The following is a 16,159-nucleotide window of genomic DNA, read 5'->3' on the forward strand; positions in this document are numbered from 1 at the left end:
GATAATTCATGACTGTCAAAAAGGCACAAATGATGCCGACTTTTGCTTATGAAGGGGTTGACCGTAAGGGCGTAAAAATTAAGGGAGAACTTCCAGCTAAGAATATGGCCTTAGCCAAAGTCACCCTACGCAAACAAGGTGTAACTGTCCGTAATATTCGGGAAAAGCGTAAAAATATTCTTGAGGGTTTGTTCAAGAAGAAAGTATCAACGCTCGATATCACGATTTTCACGCGACAACTTGCAACCATGATGAAAGCTGGTGTCCCACTGGTACAAGGCTTTGAAATTGTAGCGGAGGGTCTAGAAAACCCAGCCATGCGCGAGGTGGTACTCGGGATTAAAGGTGAAGTTGAAGGTGGTAGTACCTTTGCTTCAGCTTTAAGGAAGTATCCTCAACACTTCGATAACTTGTTTTGTTCTCTTGTAGAGTCTGGTGAACAATCTGGTGCGCTTGAAACCATGTTGGACCGTGTGGCAATTTACAAAGAAAAAAGTGAATTACTTAAGCAGAAAATTAAGAAGGCTATGAAATATCCAGCAACGGTTATTGTAGTTGCTGTGGTTGTTACCATTATTTTGATGGTTAAAGTAGTTCCTGTTTTCCAAGACCTGTTTTCTTCTTTTGGTGCAGATTTACCTGCATTCACCCAAATGGTCGTGAATATGTCGAAATGGATGCAGGAATACTGGTTCATTATGATTATTGTGATTGGAGCAGTGATTGCTGCCTTTCTGGAAGCCAAGAAGCGCAGTAAAAAATTCCGTGATGGATTAGATAAACTTACACTGAAACTACCTATCTTTGGTGATCTGGTTTATAAGGCAATTATTGCCCGTTATAGCCGTACTTTAGCCACCACGTTTGCCGCTGGTGTTCCGCTCATTGATGCGCTTGAGTCAACGGCTGGGGCAACCAACAATGTCATTTATGAAGAAGCCGTCATGAAAATTCGTGAAGATGTAGCTACAGGCCAACAACTTCAATTTGCAATGCGTGTTTCAAATCGTTTTCCATCTATGGCTATACAAATGGTCGCAATTGGTGAAGAATCTGGTGCACTAGACAGCATGCTCGATAAAGTTGCCACTTATTATGAAAATGAAGTTGATAATGCCGTTGATGGTTTAACTTCAATGATGGAACCTTTAATCATGGCAATTTTAGGGGTGCTCGTAGGCGGTCTAGTAATTGCTATGTATCTTCCAATTTTCCAAATGGGCTCAGTCATATAATGCAAGAAATTATTGCTTATTTTATTCAAAACTTAACTGCACTTTATATTGCAGTCGCACTATTGAGCCTATGTATTGGTAGCTTTTTGAATGTGGTAATTTATCGCACCCCCAAAATGATGGAACAAGATTGGCAGCAGGAATGTCAAATGTTGCTTAATCCCGAACTACCCATCATTGAGCATGAAAAGCTGACATTAAGTAAACCTGCTTCATCATGTCCTGCATGTCAGCAACCGATCCGTTGGTATCAAAATATTCCAGTTATAAGCTGGTTAATGTTAAGAGGAAAATGTGGCCATTGCCAACATCCTATTAGCATTCGTTATCCAGCGATTGAATTACTCACGATGCTATGTTCATTAGTAGTCGTCATGGTTTTTGGTCCAACCCTACAAATGCTTTGGGGGCTAGTGCTCACTTGGATTTTGATTGCTTTAACATTTATAGACTTTGATACTCAGCTACTACCTGACCGTTTCACCCTACCTTTGGCTGCTCTCGGCTTAGGTATTAATACCTTTAGTATTTACACCTCGCCGAACTCAGCCATTTGGGGATATTTAATCGGCTTTTTATGTCTTTGGATTGTGTATTACTTATTTAAAGTGATTACAGGCAAAGAAGGTATGGGTTATGGCGACTTTAAACTGCTTGCTGCCTTAGGTGCATGGATGGGGCCATTGATGCTGCCATTAATTGTGCTATTGTCATCTTTACTAGGTGCAATTATTGGCATCATTTTACTAAAATTACGTAATGATAATCAGCCCTTTGCGTTTGGGCCCTATATTGCCATTGCGGGTTGGGTTGCCTTTTTATGGGGTGACCAAATTATGAAAATTTATTTGGGAGGTTAAGATGGCTTTTATTCTGGGAGTCACAGGTGGTATTGGCAGTGGAAAATCTGCTGCAACACAATGGTTTGAATCCCAAGGAATCCAAGTCGTCGATGCCGATATTGTTGCTCGCGAAGTGGTTGAAAAAGGCCAACCTACCCTTCAAAAAATCCAACAAACTTTTGGAGATTGGGTACTTCAACCCGACGGCAATCTAGACCGCCGTGCACTACGTGAATATATTTTTCAAAACCCTGAAGCAAGACAAACGCTTGAGAAAATCACGCATCCAGCCATTCGCCAATCTATTATTCAACAGCTACAAAACCCAAAAAGTCCTTATGTGATTTTAGTTTCACCCCTACTTTTTGAAACCAACCAGCATGAATTGGTTAATCACACTTTATTAGTTGATGCGAGTGAAAAAACTCAAATTCAGCGTGCAAGCCAACGTGATGGGCAAAATCAAGAACAAATCCAGAAAATTATTGCAGCACAAATGCCACGCGAGCGTAAACGTGAACTTGCCAATGACATTGTGTTTAATGACGGATTACTCGAACATTTATATCAGCAATTAGAGCCTTTACATCAAAGCTATTTGAAGCGCGCCAACTAATCTTGCTTATTTTGCTGCTGAATCTTTTGTGCCAAGCTATCTTGTCGAAACCAGCGCCAAGGTTGTAAGGCACCGATTCCCATTCCCACCAAGCCCACAACAATTGATGGACTTAATGACTCACCAAGTAAAGGTACAGCTAAAATGGCAGCAATAAACGGCGCCAAAGTAACAATACTTCCCGTTTTAAAAGCACCAAGTCTTTGGATAGCCGCAACATAGGTTAATGTCGCAATAATCACGACAAACACACCATGGAAAATACCTTGTATCGCTAGATGAACAGGACTGACTTCCATGAAATGTTTAGGTAAGAATAAAGCATAGATGGGTAAGTAAATAATTGCAGACCAAATCGCAACACTTGCCATAGAGTGCCATGCGGAAAGTTTCCACTGTTTAAGTAATACAGTGAAAATGCCCCACCAAATCGCACTAATAAAAAGAAGTAAATCCCCCACGCCAAAAGCAGAAGCATTACCTTGCAACATCAACACACTCATGAGAGCCAAGGCAGTGATCATAATTGCCAGACTCACCCATGTATGCTTATCAAATGGTTGTCTAAATAAAATGTATGCTGCAATTGCAGTACAAATAGGAATACAACCATTTAAAAAAATGGCAGCATGTGCAGCGGGAGCATAGAGAAATGCGGTGTAGACGGTAAGACAATAAATGACTCCGCCAATGAGCGCCAAAATAACAGCGTGCTTACTCCATAAAAAAGCGAGATCTTTCTTATAGATCAAAATCGGCATCAAAATCAGGAAGGCGATAGCAAAGCGTAGTGCAGCAATGTCCCAAGCACTGATGTGCCATTGTGCATTTAAACGGGCAAAAAGTGTAAACCCGCCCCAAATGCACATGGTCACCAATACAAAAAAATAACCTTGCTTACGGGGAGACATATCAAGACTGCTTACAAACTAGAAAGGCAGCTAGATTATACCTCAGAACGCTGACGGCAAGCCTCATAAAGTGCCATACCTGTTGCCACACTCACATTTAGACTCTGTAAATTTCCAGACATCGGAATATAAACTTTATGATCACACTGTGCCTGTGTAATTGGGCGTAAACCCGTATCTTCGGCTCCCATCACGATCACGACTGGGCCAGAGAAATCACATTTTTGAATTGGCATTGCACTTTCATCAAGCATAGTGCCAATCACACGTGTATGAGTCGTCTCTTTGAGATGGGCTAATGTACGAGCCAAGTTTGTGACTTGAATAAATTTAACTTTTTCAGCTCCACCCGCTGCAACTTTACGAGCTGTTGGGGTTAAACTTGCCGAACGATCACGAGGTACAATCACTGCTTGCACGCCCATTGCAGCAGCGGTACGGATGCAAGCCCCTAAGTTATGCGGGTCTGTCACCTGATCTAATGCCAGCAATAAAGCATCTGGGGTTTCAGCCAAGATCTGATCTAGATCTTTTTCATTTAAAGTCGGATGCGGACGTACTGCTGCAACCACGCCTTGATGAAACGGTAGACCTGCAAGCTTTTCGAGACTATCACGGCTTGCTTTTTGTACACTAATTCCAAAAGGCTCTGCCAATTGCAAAATCTTTTGCAAACGCTGGTCATCCCGTCCTTTTAAAGTAAACAGGGTTAGCACACGTTCCGGTTCAAGCTCTAACAATGACTCCACTGAATGAACGCCATAATAATATTCCGGTTTTGCCATGCATGACCTCTAACAACGTTTGAGCAAAAAAATAAAAATCCTGCAAAGCCAACTTCACAGGATTTCTTTGGGCATAGTGTACCCGATTTGAATAGGAATTTCTTAGCCTTCTAAATGGCACACATAATCGAGTACTTCATCAGTTTCGATTTTAAAAAGACTATTACCAGGCACATAAAATGATTGGCCTGCACGGAACAACTCACTTTCATTACTGTCCGCAATTGTTACGCGGCATTCACCTGAAATAATTTCCATACGCTCAGGAACATGGGTTTCAAAAGTTAAAGCTTGCTCAGTCGGCAAAATAACACCTAGTGTTTTTTTTGTTCCATCTTCAAATTGCACGGTATGGCTGATACATGCTCCACCAAAATAAACGTTTGATTTTTTGATGACCGTTACATGATCAAATTGGGTTGAACTCATGCACACTCTCCAGATAATGCCGTATTTATATAAATTATGATGAATGTAGTTTAATTGTGCCTAAATAACTAATCAATCAGTTTTCATACGGATAGACTTGTAATTTCCACTGCTGTGCCTGAATTTTTTTGGCAAAAGCATAAGGTAAGTTAATCTCAATATTTCGACTATTCGACACAATTGCATCGTATCTGCAAACTTCGACCTGGTTTTCATCTAGGAGTACCCAACACACTCTCTGTGCTGTTGGATGGGCAACTGCTGTAGCAACTACCGGTGAACCGTCATTCATTCCTACATGAAAATTTTCGCTGTCGTTTTGCATTAACGCCAGATCATAAATTGGAAAATCGATAGCATCTGAATCGAATTGCTGGCTATCGTGTATAAGCACACTTTGTTTTAAAGTCGGCCAAATACAGTAGCGCAAATAATGCTGATCCATCACCCGATTATCCAGATAACGTCCGGTGGCAACATAATCCCTGATATGTGCTTCAATATTATGAAAAATCCCCGTACATCCACCCCACATTCCCGCCAAAATTAACTCGGTATGAGAATAATTATCTCGCATTAAGTGAAACCATTTATCACTCTTGAGCCAAGCATCGACAGCTGCTTTTTCGCGGTGCGAGACAATGGAGTCGGCATCACGTATCAGAAAACGCTTAATTGTCGGATCATCCATCACCAAAAAGCGCCAAAACAAACCCGATAGCTGTTTTTGAGAATCTGTAACCTGAATAACTTGCGCGCCCTTCTCTTTTAAACGCTGTTGCACCAGTACTGGCACAGTATCATCGACATAAAAGCGACACGTCCATTCAGGATAAATTTGTTTGGCTAACTGAATATTTAAAATAGAGGTTTCACAATAGCGAGGGTTTGCCCCAAACAATGAAAAAGCAATAATATTTTCTTGAGGATTTGCACTAAATGCTGGTGGTGCATGATTGGGAATTGCCAAAACAGGTTCGCTCTTCACTAATTCTTTTTTGGTTGCAATTGCCAAGCGTCCAAATTTGATTGTTTCTTCTTTTTTCTTTAAGTGATGACAAACTTCTGTGAGTCCATCATATAAGTTTGTATTTACGTTAGCTCCACTTGCTTGAATCGCTTGTAAATAATGTTGATAGGCATCGTTATAACGGCCTAAGCGTAATTCGGTATAAGCTAAATCTGATAAAGCACCAGCATGCTTGGGAACCAAATTAACAGCTTGTTTAACATGTTGATAAGCTTTGGCATAATCCCCTTGCGCAGCTGCTTGTTTAAATGCATTAAAATGCTGATTTAAAATTTTATTCATTTCTGCAGGATTGTTTTTTTTATGGCGGTTGATCATCCCTATTGGTGGTTTCGGTAAGCTTAATGTTTTTTTCATTGTAAATATCCGCAATCTTGCTGTTCTATAATTTCAGTTAGAATAATAGATCACTTGTAGCAAATTCAAAACTTCTCTATCTTTAACCCATAATTTGGCGCGTTGGATGCGTTTATGCTCACACATTTAACTTTAATTAATTTTGCATTAGCTGATCATTTGGCTATTGATATAGAACAAGGATTTAATGTTCTAACAGGCGAAACAGGTGCCGGAAAATCATTATTACTGGATGCACTCTCTGCCTGCCTAGGGGAACGTACAGATACAAATTATGTCCGTTATGGTTCGGACAAAGCGGATATTACCGCTGTTTTTACCTATCAAAATAATAGTCCTGAAGCAAAATGGCTCCAAGACCACGAACTAGATGATGATTCTGGGGAAATTCATTTACGTCGTGTTATTTTTGCAACTGGCCGTAGTAAAGCTTGGGTCAATGGACGCCCGAGCAGTCTATCTGAACTCAAAGAATTAGGTCGCTTGCTGGTTCAACTCTATAGTCAGCACAGCCAGCAGCAGCTGCTTGAACCGCCTTATCCAAAGCATTGGCTAGACCGTTATAACAATTTTTATGCTGAAGCAAATGATGTACGTGAAGCTTATAGCACATGGCAACGTACCATTCGTTTGCATCAAGCAGCCTTAGATGCACAAGCAACCCGCCTACAACGTATTGGTACTTTAGAGCATCAAATTGAAGAACTCGAAGAGGTCATTCAAACTGACTATAAAGAAATTGAGCAAGAGTTCGATCGCCTCAGTCATCATGAACATATCATGCAAGATTGTAGCTACAGCCTAAATGTGCTTGATGAAGCTGAGCAAAACATTACTCAAGAAATGTCTTCGATTATTCGTAGATTAGAATCCCACGCGGGCCGCAGCGAACAACTTTCCGAGATTTATAATTCTCTACTGAATGCTCAAAGTGAAATAGATGATGCAACGGCAAACTTGCGTCAATTTATTGATCGTCAAAGTTTTGATCCTGAACGAATGGAAGAACTAAATTCCAAGCTGGAAGTTTTCCACCGTCTGGCACGTAAATACCGCACTCAACCAGAAACACTTAAAGAAGAATATGAAGCTTGGCAAAGTGAGCTTGAGCAATTACATCAACTTGAAGATCCTGAGACATTGGCAGAACAAGTTGAAAAGTCGCATGAGGAGTTCTTAGAAAAAGCTCAGCATTTAGACAATATTCGTCGTGAAGCTGCCGCTCCTCTTGCGAAGCAATTAACTGAACAGGTTAAACCTTTAGCGCTGCCAGAGGCACATTTTGAGTTTAAGTTTGAACCATTAGAGCAACCTACCGCTGAAGGTTTGAGTTTTATTCAACTATTATTTACTGCCAATAAGGGTATTCCTCCTCAACCATTAGCACGAGTAGCCTCAGGTGGTGAACTTTCACGTATTGCGTTAGTTATGCAAGTCATGAACGCTGAAAAAACCGAAGCAGAAGTGTTAGTGTTTGATGAAATTGATGTCGGGATTAGTGGTGGTACAGCAGAAGTTGTGGGACGTTTACTTGCCGACTTAGCCCAACATGTTCAACTTTTATGTATTACCCATCAGGCACAAGTTGCTGCACAATCAGATCAGCATTTATTAGTTAAAAAGCAACAAACTGATCCGGCAAGCAGTACAATTGTGGAACTAGACGAAAATCAAATCATTTTTGAGTTAGCTCGCATGTCAGGCGGTGTTGAAATTAATGAAACAACCTTGCAACACGCAAAACAATTACGCCAACTTAAATTTCAGGCTTCTTCAAATTAATAAAAAATGAGAGAAAAAGATTGGCGAAATCCGATTAACTCTTGTATGTTGATAAAAAGAACCTATATAGATAAAAGGGTCGAGAGACCCTCTAGTGACATTTTTTGAGGGAGAACCGCTTAGGTGACCAAACAATATCTGACTCACCGTTGTCTGATTGCCCCGCCAGAAATGGCAGATGACTTTTTCGCAAACACTGTAATTTATCTTGCCCGTCATGATGAAGAAGGTGCTCAAGGCATTATTATTAACCGCCCTTCCGGCATTCAAATTAAAGAATTACTCAATGATCTCGACATTGAAGCAGACAATGTAAATCCACATGTGGTTTTACAAGGTGGGCCATTACGTCCCGAGGCTGGATTCGTTCTTCATACTGGACAACCGACATGGCATTCATCTATTGCTGTAGGTGAAAATGTTTGTATTACTACCAGTAAAGATATTCTTGATGCGATTGCCCACAATGAAGGTGTCGGCCGATATCAAATTGCTTTAGGTTATGCGAGCTGGGGTAAAAACCAGTTAGAAGATGAAATTACGCGCGGTGACTGGCTCATTTGTGATGCCGATATGGATCTGATTTTTAACCTGCCTTATGACGATCGTTGGGATGCAGCCTATAAAAAAATCGGTGTAGATCGTGCATGGTTAGCATCTGAAATCGGACATGCTTAATGACCGAAACACAATCAAAATCGATTATGGCTTTTGACTTTGGCACTCAAAAAATGGGAATGGCAATTGGTCAGTCTTCAATTGAAAGTGCCAATCCCCTCCCTCTATTTGTGATGAAAGATGGTATTCCAAACTGGGATCAGCTCTTAAAAATCGTGAAAGAATGGCAACCTGATCTATTTTTGGTTGGTTTGCCTCTGAATATGGATGATAGCGAGTCAGAACTTTCTACACGTGCCCGCAAATTTGCGAGACGTTTACGCCATCAAACCAATATTGAAACATTAATGGTAGATGAGCGCCTAACTACACGTGAAGCACGAGAAGAACTCGGTTTCTACCAAGAGCAAGGTCGAGCAAAAAAACTTTCTGCAGATAGTTTTGCAGCCGCCTTACTCATTCAGAGTTGGTATCGAAATCCGGTCGGTTTAACCCCGTAATATTAAAAAGGAAGGCTAAAGCCTTCCTTTTTTATTTCTCGATAATATGTACAGTTGCCGTACGTCCAGAGACAAAAGCAAGCTGGTTCTTTGGTGTTTCATCCAATACGATTTTTACAGGCACACGCTGCGCTAAACGAACCCAACTGAACGTTGGATTTACATTAGCAAGAAGTTTAGAGCTGCTTGAGCGTTCACGATCTTCAATACCTGATGCAATACCTTGTACATGGCCTTTAATTTTTTGGCTATCACCCATTAACTGTACACTGGCCTGATCGCCGACATGAATACGGTTTAATTTAGTCTCTTCAAAATAGCCCACAACATAGAGTTGTTTACGGTCAAGTAGTGCCGCAACAGCCTGACCAACTTGAACATAGTTACCTGGGCGCATATCAAAGTTAGATAAAGTACCATCAGCTGGAGCAATCACCGCAGCACGATGCATATTAAGCTCGGCCAAATGCAAGTTGCTCGTTGCCGCCTCAATCAGAGCCTGTTGTTGCTTAACAGTTGCTTCCGCTTGTTGAATAGCAGCTTGGAGTTGCTCATGTTCAGCATGAGATTGATCACGAGTTGCGAAAACTTGATCTTGTTCTTGTTTAGAGATGGCGCCATCCATAAGATTTGAGTAGCGGCTTGCATTTTTCTCGGCTAGTTTAATATTCGTATCTGATTTAATCAGGTTCGCTTTGGCTTGTGCTAAACCAGCTTGCGCTTGGGCAAAGGCTGCATTTGCTTTTGCTAAATCAGATTTTGCCTGCTCTACATCTAAAGCTCGGCGGGAAACATCAATTTTAAAGAGCACCTGACCTTTTTTCACAGTCTGGTTATCTTGAACCAATACTTCTGTCACAAGCCCCGCGACATCCGAAGATACTTGAATAACGTCACCACGAACTCGACCATCCCGCGTCCACGGCGCCGCGTTATAGTAATTCCACAAATGCACAATGGTATAGACCGCCACCATTAATGCGACAATCAAAATTACTGGACGGATGACTTTTTTCAAATCCACCTGATTCATTTCACTCACCTAACTCAATCTTTAATTTCGCAAACATCTCTACGCACCGACCCCAACAAAAATTTGATGTATTACCAAAAGTAATAAGAGGTAAAAACACAAATTAAAAATACTAGGTAATGCAATCCAGCCTTGTGCAATCAACTTATTTGTTAAAGGACTTAACCCACGGAAACAGATATATGCCAAGAGTGCTTGAACGAGCAAAGAAGGCACATAAATACCATAAACATTAAACTCACCCATTTGCTGTGGCTCCTCTCAGGGTGCTGTTTTCATTCATTTGCTCTGATGAAACGTGGCACATGCTATAAGCAATATTGTTCAGTGAAATGAGTAGTCTTTGTCGCATAGTCATATCTTCAACATTTGAAGCAAGCTGTTTTAATTCAAATAACGCTCGGTAGATTCGCTCTACTAAAGCGGTCGTATCATTTTCATCGTTTTCTTTAGCTCTAAACAACTCATCCAGATTTTGTTGCAAATCGCCAATATGCTGAGTGAGTTCGGATGTTTGAGGAAACTGATTGGCTAACTCTTGCAATCGGCTTAAATCAACAATACTACTCGACTCAATCAGAGCCTGATGAATTGAAGTTTTAATCTCGTCTGATTGCACCATTTTGCTGTTTAGAATCCCAATCCGATCTAGCATACTGCGTAGATGAACTTTAAAATCAAGACCATATGGCAGATAGATCGCTTGTCGCATGGCGCGATAATGCAAGGCTAAAATACGGCTTGCACTTGTATCTGGTGACATGGCACGAACAACGTCAATGACAATCAAAGACACTAAAACACCTAAGATCATGGCAAATGAACTATCAAGATAAGACACTGCATCCATGCTATAAGCATTGTGTAGGTTTAGTCCCATCATGGTATTAATACCCAACACCATGCCTACTGGCATCAGCATCTGGTTAGCCATCATAGACACTGCGAATAAGAACATCGGTAACAAAACCAGACCAAGTTCCCAAAAAGTTGTGACATGCGGGAAAATACCAAATGCATAAACAAAGACTAAAACGGCTGAAGCTATACTGCCCCAGATAAAAATACGCAGAACCGGAACCGGATTATCTAAAGCTGTTAAAATGCAGGCGGTTACTGCGCCCATCTGTGCCATCATAAATCCAGCTTTCCACCCCGAAACAATCCAGACTCCAGTCACAATAAATGTAATTAGGACTGCACTAATACCGCCTCGTATCGCTACACCATGGTCACGGTGCAAACTTGGATATTTGGTCGTCATTGGGGTAATGTTGTCAGGAATTTCTTTATTACCTTGCTGAATTCGCTGCCACAAGACTTTAACCGCTAAAACATTGCTAATGAAATGGCGCACATCCATTTTCATGGCTGCAACCAAAACTTGTTGGTGTGTAGAAGCCGACTCCATCAAACTTGCAAAATCGCTTTCAAACTCATCAGGCAACTGCAAAATATTTTCATCAACGATTAGATCTTTTTGCTCTAAAAACTGTACAACATGAGCTGAAAGCTGTTGCAGTTTTTCTGCATGAGTCTCGATAAACCGAAGTTCTTTAAGCTGCTTAATACGCTCAGATAAAGCGACTAGATTAGCCACCACCATTGAGATTTGATGAAGCATTTCCTGCAAGGGTTTGGTCATACCATGCAGTTCGCCCTTTTCATAGCTCAAATGTACTGCCAAAGCATGAATATCTGTGGTGTCGCGAGTAATGGCAGCCAAGAGCTGAGTATTGTTCTGCTGCGAATCTGTATTTAATAAATTAGCAAACAGATTCTCTGTATCTTTTAGGGTTTTTATCACCCGCTGTTTAATTGCCGAGCCAATATGCATTGGAAGAATCGTGGCAGAAACCACTGCACTTGAAATCACGCCAATCGAAATTTCTATAACCCGAGCTAAAGCAATATCGAATATATTGTATTGATCAATATACGTAATCGCATTGAAGACGATCATGGCTGTCGAGTAACCGGCCAGCATAAAAGCATAACTACGTGGAGTACGATCGAGTAACGACACATAAAGCGCAAAACCCACCCACAACGACAACACCACGGTAAATATCCAAGGTGTATTAATTAAATGCGGTGTTAGAGTTAAGGCAATCACAGCTCCGCCAATTGTCCCTACCACTCGATAGACACATTTAGAGGACACCATTCCTGAATATGGATTGGCAATAATCAGGACCGTACCAATCGACCACATCGGATTAATCAGATCTAATTCAAATGAAACAAATAGTGCCAACATTCCGGCAATAAATGTTTTTAAGGCAAAGATCAGATCAAGCCTACTCGGGCGGAACGCCAGTATTTGCTTTAATAACATGAACTCATCTCAAATACAGATTTGAACTGATGAGCATGCCCTTCAATATTTGATCGTCTTTCTAAAGACAACACAACTTTGCCATTTGCCTCAAAGCAAATGATATGAGGAGCATCCTTCAATACAATGATTTTTCCACATCTCGCCTGATTGGCAGAGATGATTTCAGTTTGGGCGCCATTTAAACGGCCAAGCTTTGGAAAGAAGAGGTATCAAGAAATCAATCTGGAACCGACCAATTTCTCGATTAGATATTTTGTTTGGCAATTTTTTCAAAATAAAGCGATTTAGTCAACTAAAATATCTCCATTTGATAATTTGATATATTTTTTAATTATCGTATATGATGTATAAGCCGAGAGAAGTTTTCTCTTTGTCAGAGTAAAATACTCAAATCAGGCATTTATTTTAGAATTGAGACAAATCTTCTTTTTTTCTGTTATAAAAAACTCAAAGATGACTCGTTGTTAAAGGATACGAACAAGACATTATGGCAATTTCAAGTTTTGGCAAAATTTTAACCGTACTGGACCTATTTTCAGTTTCGCGTCCAATCATTAATGTCGATATTATTTGCGAAGAACTTGGCTTGTCCAAACCAACGAGTTACCGTTACCTCAAAGAGCTAGTCTCAGCTGATCTATTAAAACGCATTAATGGAACCTCTGGCGATTATACCTTAGGCTCAAAAATTGCAGTTCTTGACTATATATCTAGAACAACCGACCCACTCGTTCAGATCAGCACACCGTTTATGCGAAATATTGTAGAGCGTACTGAACTGTGCTGTTTGCTTACCTATTTAAATGATGACTATTGCATTGACATACATCATGAAATATTTAAAGACACTGAGCTACTTTCATATGGCCGAGGCTGCCCAAGACCGATTTACGTTGGATCATCTCCAAAAACAATGGTTTCGCATTTAAGTAAGCAGCGCATGCAAGACTACTATCACCGTTACCAGCAAGAATTAAAACAATCAGGTTTTGCTGAAGATGAACCGAGCTTTATTCAGCGTATGCGTAAAATTAAAAAACAAGGGTTCTATTTCTCGCAAGGTGAGATTGACCCAAATGTTTCAGGTCTAGCTGTTCCTGTTCGTTTTTCAAACAAAGAAGTACCTTTAGCTTTAACTCTAGTTGCCTCTAAAAATCGTTTTGATTTTTTAAACGTTGAAAAGCTCATCGAAATTTTGCAAGAAAATGCAGCACTTATTGAACAACGTTTTATGGAATTATCTGAAAAAGGTGAAATCTAAAACCCCACCTTATGATAATTTAAAGTTTTCTTACACTTTAAAACATTGAATATATCACAATATTCTCATATTATGATTTTAGCTCCTATTGATGATTCTTTTCATCAGCAGCTCATCAGTAGAAGCATCCCCCTCAGAGGAATAAGCTCATGCTGCCATCATGGGCTTTTTTCTTGCCCTATTTTTATAAAAATTTAAATTGCCGAAAAGTAAGATTAATACGTGGTTGTAAAATCTTTGTTGAGCGATTTAAACGGTGTTGCCAATATTGTTGAGTCTCACCACGCATCACAATGAGTTGGCCTGGCTGTAGCCACAATTCAACTTTCTCTTTACTTTGAATATGTCTAAAAGAAAATTTACGGGTAGCACCAAAGCTTAAAGAAGCGATTGTTGTCGTTCTTGCTAAAGAAACATCCGAGTCACTGTGCCAAGCCATTCCTTGGGTCCCATCTTCATAAAGATTTGCCAAACAAGAATTAAATTTTTCTGAAAGTATTTGTTCTACCTGTTGTTTTAGTTTGGCGAGTGCTTTGTCCCACGGCAAAGAATCACGTGCGACACCCGAATATTTATATTGATAGTAGTCATCTCCATACCATGCAACTTTTCGAGCTGTAATAAAGTGCTTGCCATACAACTTAGCCTCGTCATGTTTCCATGCGAGGTGTTGATAAAGGTAGTGAAAATATTGTTCAGCTTCTTCAGGGCTTAAAATACAACCATAGTCCTGAACTTCACCATCGTAGGGTAATAAATTCTCACAAGGCTCTGGAGAAAATAAATCCAAGGTCATACAGTTTCTCCATGTTGCTTTGACATCTCCCAAGCTAACAATGCCAATTTACGCCCCTTTTGCCAATGATATTCTCCGACCATCCCTGTGGCACGGATCACTCGATGGCAAGGAATCAGATACGCAATCGGATTTTGTCCAATTGCAGTAGCAACGGCTCTGACTGCTTTAGGCTTTCCAATTTGCTCTGCAATGTCTTGATAAGTACGCAATTGCCCTTCCGGAATGGTGAGCAAGGCTTCCCATACTTGTAGCTGAAATGGGGTTCCAGCCAAATTAAGTGGAAGTTTTTGCTGTAAGTGTTCTGAAAAATCCTGCTCAAACCACTTTGCAATTTGTTGATGCCAAATCGGTGACTGATTTTTCAATTGAGCTTTCGGAAAGTACTGCTTAATGAGTTGTTCAATATTGGCGTGAGTTTCGATAAACCTTATAGAACATATGCCTTTTTCACTACTGACAACCAACAACTCACCGAAGGGACTTGTCTCAACCGAATAATTAAGAATAACGCCTTCGCCTTGTTGTTTATATTCCCCAGGCGTCATCCCTTCAAGCTGAATAAACAGATCGTGTAAACGTCCTGTGCCAGATAAACCCGTATTTAAAGCGGTTTCTAATAAACTCCGTTGTTGCAACAGATGATATTTGGCCTGTTGCAAACTCATATATTGCACAAATTTTTTGGGGCTAATCCCTACCCATTCTTGAAACTGGCGTTGAATATAACCTGAGCTTAAATTCATATGGCTCGCAACATCGTCCAGACTAGGTTGCTGATCTAGATGTTCATATAAATATTCAATCACAGTGGCAATTACAGCAAATTGCCGAGAAGAAAGCATTTGCATGTGTCACCTCCTTAGCACTTATATCTTACATTAAAGTAGCCAAAGCCCTATGACGACCCGATTCTTGCACTCTTCAAAAATAAAAAAGCCTTTCATCGTAGAAAGGCTTCATCATTCAATATGCACTTAAGGCTGCTTTAAATAAGGCCAAGCTGCTTTGAGGTAAATAAACATAGACCATAAAGTTAAAATGACCGCTGTATATAACAAAGCATAGGCAAGCATTTCTAAAGGCTGCCAATTGAGTAAGAACACACTAATGGCAATCATTTGAAAGGCTGTTTTATATTTACCTACAGTCGATACTGCTACACTGGTTCGTGCACCAAGTTCTGCCATCCATTCACGTAAAGCAGAAACTGTAATTTCCCGTGAAATAATAACAATTGCTGCAAAAGCCATTGAGATCGTTGGGTTCCACTGCACTAAAACAATCAGTGCAGCCGCCACCATAAGCTTATCTGCAACTGGATCTAAAAAACGGCCAAATGCTGAAGTTTGGTTTAAAGTTCGTGCTAAATAGCCATCAAACCAATCGGTAATAGCAGCAAACACAAAAATAGCCGTCAAGATAATATGACGACTCATACTACCTTCATGCTCACCAATACCCATTGCAGGCGGCCAATACGCGATCACCAAAAATACAGGAATAAGCGCGATACGCGCTAATGTTAGGATATTTGGGATATTCAGGATTCGCCCTGTGGTCATAAACACCGCCAATTAAGTCTTCATACATCTTGTAACAGACAAAAATACTTTCTTCAAT

Annotated in this window: 18 protein-coding genes; 7 read left to right on the forward strand and 11 right to left on the reverse strand. The window is 40.4% G+C overall.

Annotation, left to right across the window (positions count from 1 at the left end; translation table 11 throughout):
- Nucleotides 1-8 precede the first annotated feature (8 nt).
- Genes J690_RS20680 through coaE form a run of 3 tightly spaced genes read left to right on the forward strand, consistent with a single transcriptional unit; the run spans nt 9 to nt 2,693 of the window.
- Nucleotides 9-1,235, forward strand: a complete 1,227-nt coding sequence (locus J690_RS20680) for a type II secretion system F family protein (protein WP_005079343.1) — start codon at nt 9-11, stop codon at nt 1,233-1,235.
- Nucleotides 1,235-2,095, forward strand: a complete 861-nt coding sequence (locus J690_RS20685) for a prepilin peptidase (RefSeq protein WP_032038058.1) — start codon at nt 1,235-1,237, stop codon at nt 2,093-2,095. The genes J690_RS20680 and J690_RS20685 overlap by 1 nt, the downstream gene beginning before the upstream one ends.
- Nucleotide 2,096: 1 nt before the next feature.
- On the forward strand, nt 2,097-2,693 hold the full coding sequence (coaE, locus tag J690_RS20690) for a dephospho-CoA kinase (RefSeq protein WP_032012473.1): 597 nt from the start codon (nt 2,097-2,099) through the stop codon (nt 2,691-2,693).
- Here coaE and J690_RS20695 read toward each other — a convergent pair.
- From J690_RS20695 to J690_RS20710, 4 genes are all read right to left on the reverse strand, one after another.
- A complete protein-coding gene (locus J690_RS20695) occupies nt 2,690-3,604 on the reverse strand; it encodes a DMT family transporter (protein WP_032038060.1) in 915 nt (304 codons plus the stop codon). The two genes, coaE and J690_RS20695, sit on opposite strands and share 4 nt — an antisense overlap.
- Before the next feature lie 35 nt (nt 3,605-3,639).
- Complete coding sequence (rlmB, locus tag J690_RS20700) at nt 3,640-4,389, reverse strand: 23S rRNA (guanosine(2251)-2'-O)-methyltransferase RlmB (protein ID WP_005079348.1); 750 nt, start codon at nt 4,387-4,389, stop codon at nt 3,640-3,642.
- Between the two features lie 102 nt (nt 4,390-4,491).
- A complete protein-coding gene (gene ppnP, locus J690_RS20705; protein ID WP_002115102.1) occupies nt 4,492-4,818 on the reverse strand; it encodes a pyrimidine/purine nucleoside phosphorylase in 327 nt (108 codons plus the stop codon).
- A 76-nt stretch (nt 4,819-4,894) separates the two neighbouring features.
- A complete protein-coding gene (locus J690_RS20710; protein WP_032038062.1) occupies nt 4,895-6,205 on the reverse strand; it encodes a tetratricopeptide repeat protein in 1,311 nt (436 codons plus the stop codon).
- A gap of 114 nt (nt 6,206-6,319) precedes the next feature.
- Here J690_RS20710 and recN point away from each other — a divergent pair, with 114 nt between their 5' ends.
- From recN to ruvX, 3 genes are all read left to right on the forward strand, one after another.
- Entirely contained in the window at nt 6,320-7,987 is a 1,668-nt protein-coding gene (gene recN, locus J690_RS20715; protein ID WP_002115135.1) for a DNA repair protein RecN, read from the forward strand.
- 123 nt (nt 7,988-8,110) lie between these two features.
- Nucleotides 8,111-8,665 (forward strand): YqgE/AlgH family protein, encoded by a 555-nt coding sequence (locus J690_RS20720; RefSeq protein WP_002114753.1) that lies wholly within the window; start codon nt 8,111-8,113, stop codon nt 8,663-8,665.
- Entirely contained in the window at nt 8,665-9,105 is a 441-nt protein-coding gene (gene ruvX / locus J690_RS20725; RefSeq protein WP_002115066.1) for a Holliday junction resolvase RuvX, read from the forward strand. The genes J690_RS20720 and ruvX overlap by 1 nt, the downstream gene beginning before the upstream one ends.
- A gap of 31 nt (nt 9,106-9,136) precedes the next feature.
- On the opposite strand, the gene J690_RS20730 is transcribed toward ruvX, so the two are convergent.
- The 4 genes from J690_RS20730 to J690_RS24100 are packed head-to-tail and all read right to left on the reverse strand — an operon-like array spanning nt 9,137 to nt 12,598.
- A complete protein-coding gene (locus J690_RS20730; RefSeq protein ID WP_002114928.1) occupies nt 9,137-10,138 on the reverse strand; it encodes an HlyD family secretion protein in 1,002 nt (333 codons plus the stop codon).
- Nucleotides 10,139-10,177: 39 nt separating this feature from the next.
- A complete protein-coding gene (locus tag J690_RS20735; RefSeq protein WP_002115096.1) occupies nt 10,178-10,384 on the reverse strand; it encodes a DUF1656 domain-containing protein in 207 nt (68 codons plus the stop codon).
- Nucleotides 10,377-12,476: an FUSC family protein gene (locus tag J690_RS20740; protein WP_032038064.1), complete on the reverse strand. Its 2,100-nt coding sequence runs from the start codon at nt 12,474-12,476 to the stop codon at nt 10,377-10,379. The genes J690_RS20735 and J690_RS20740 overlap by 8 nt, the downstream gene beginning before the upstream one ends.
- Complete coding sequence (locus J690_RS24100; RefSeq protein WP_014208220.1) at nt 12,467-12,598, reverse strand: hypothetical protein; 132 nt, start codon at nt 12,596-12,598, stop codon at nt 12,467-12,469. The genes J690_RS20740 and J690_RS24100 overlap by 10 nt, the downstream gene beginning before the upstream one ends.
- A gap of 368 nt (nt 12,599-12,966) precedes the next feature.
- Between J690_RS24100 and J690_RS20745 the strand changes: the two genes are divergently transcribed.
- Entirely contained in the window at nt 12,967-13,740 is a 774-nt protein-coding gene (locus J690_RS20745; RefSeq protein ID WP_002114686.1) for an IclR family transcriptional regulator, read from the forward strand.
- A gap of 184 nt (nt 13,741-13,924) precedes the next feature.
- Here J690_RS20745 and J690_RS20750 read toward each other — a convergent pair whose 3' ends face one another.
- The 3 genes from J690_RS20750 to pgsA all read right to left on the reverse strand — a co-directional run bounded on the left by J690_RS20750 (nt 13,925) and on the right by pgsA (nt 16,101).
- Nucleotides 13,925-14,536 (reverse strand): alpha-ketoglutarate-dependent dioxygenase AlkB family protein, encoded by a 612-nt coding sequence (locus J690_RS20750; protein ID WP_017402599.1) that lies wholly within the window; start codon nt 14,534-14,536, stop codon nt 13,925-13,927.
- A complete protein-coding gene (locus tag J690_RS20755; protein ID WP_032038066.1) occupies nt 14,533-15,387 on the reverse strand; it encodes a methylated-DNA--[protein]-cysteine S-methyltransferase in 855 nt (284 codons plus the stop codon). Before J690_RS20755 ends, J690_RS20750 begins: the two co-directional genes overlap by 4 nt.
- A gap of 126 nt (nt 15,388-15,513) precedes the next feature.
- Complete coding sequence (gene pgsA / locus J690_RS20760; protein ID WP_002114808.1) at nt 15,514-16,101, reverse strand: CDP-diacylglycerol--glycerol-3-phosphate 3-phosphatidyltransferase; 588 nt, start codon at nt 16,099-16,101, stop codon at nt 15,514-15,516.
- Nucleotides 16,102-16,159: the final 58 nt, after the last annotated feature.

Source organism: Acinetobacter sp. 742879, assembly GCF_000588535.1.
GTDB lineage: Bacteria > Pseudomonadota > Gammaproteobacteria > Pseudomonadales > Moraxellaceae > Acinetobacter > Acinetobacter pittii.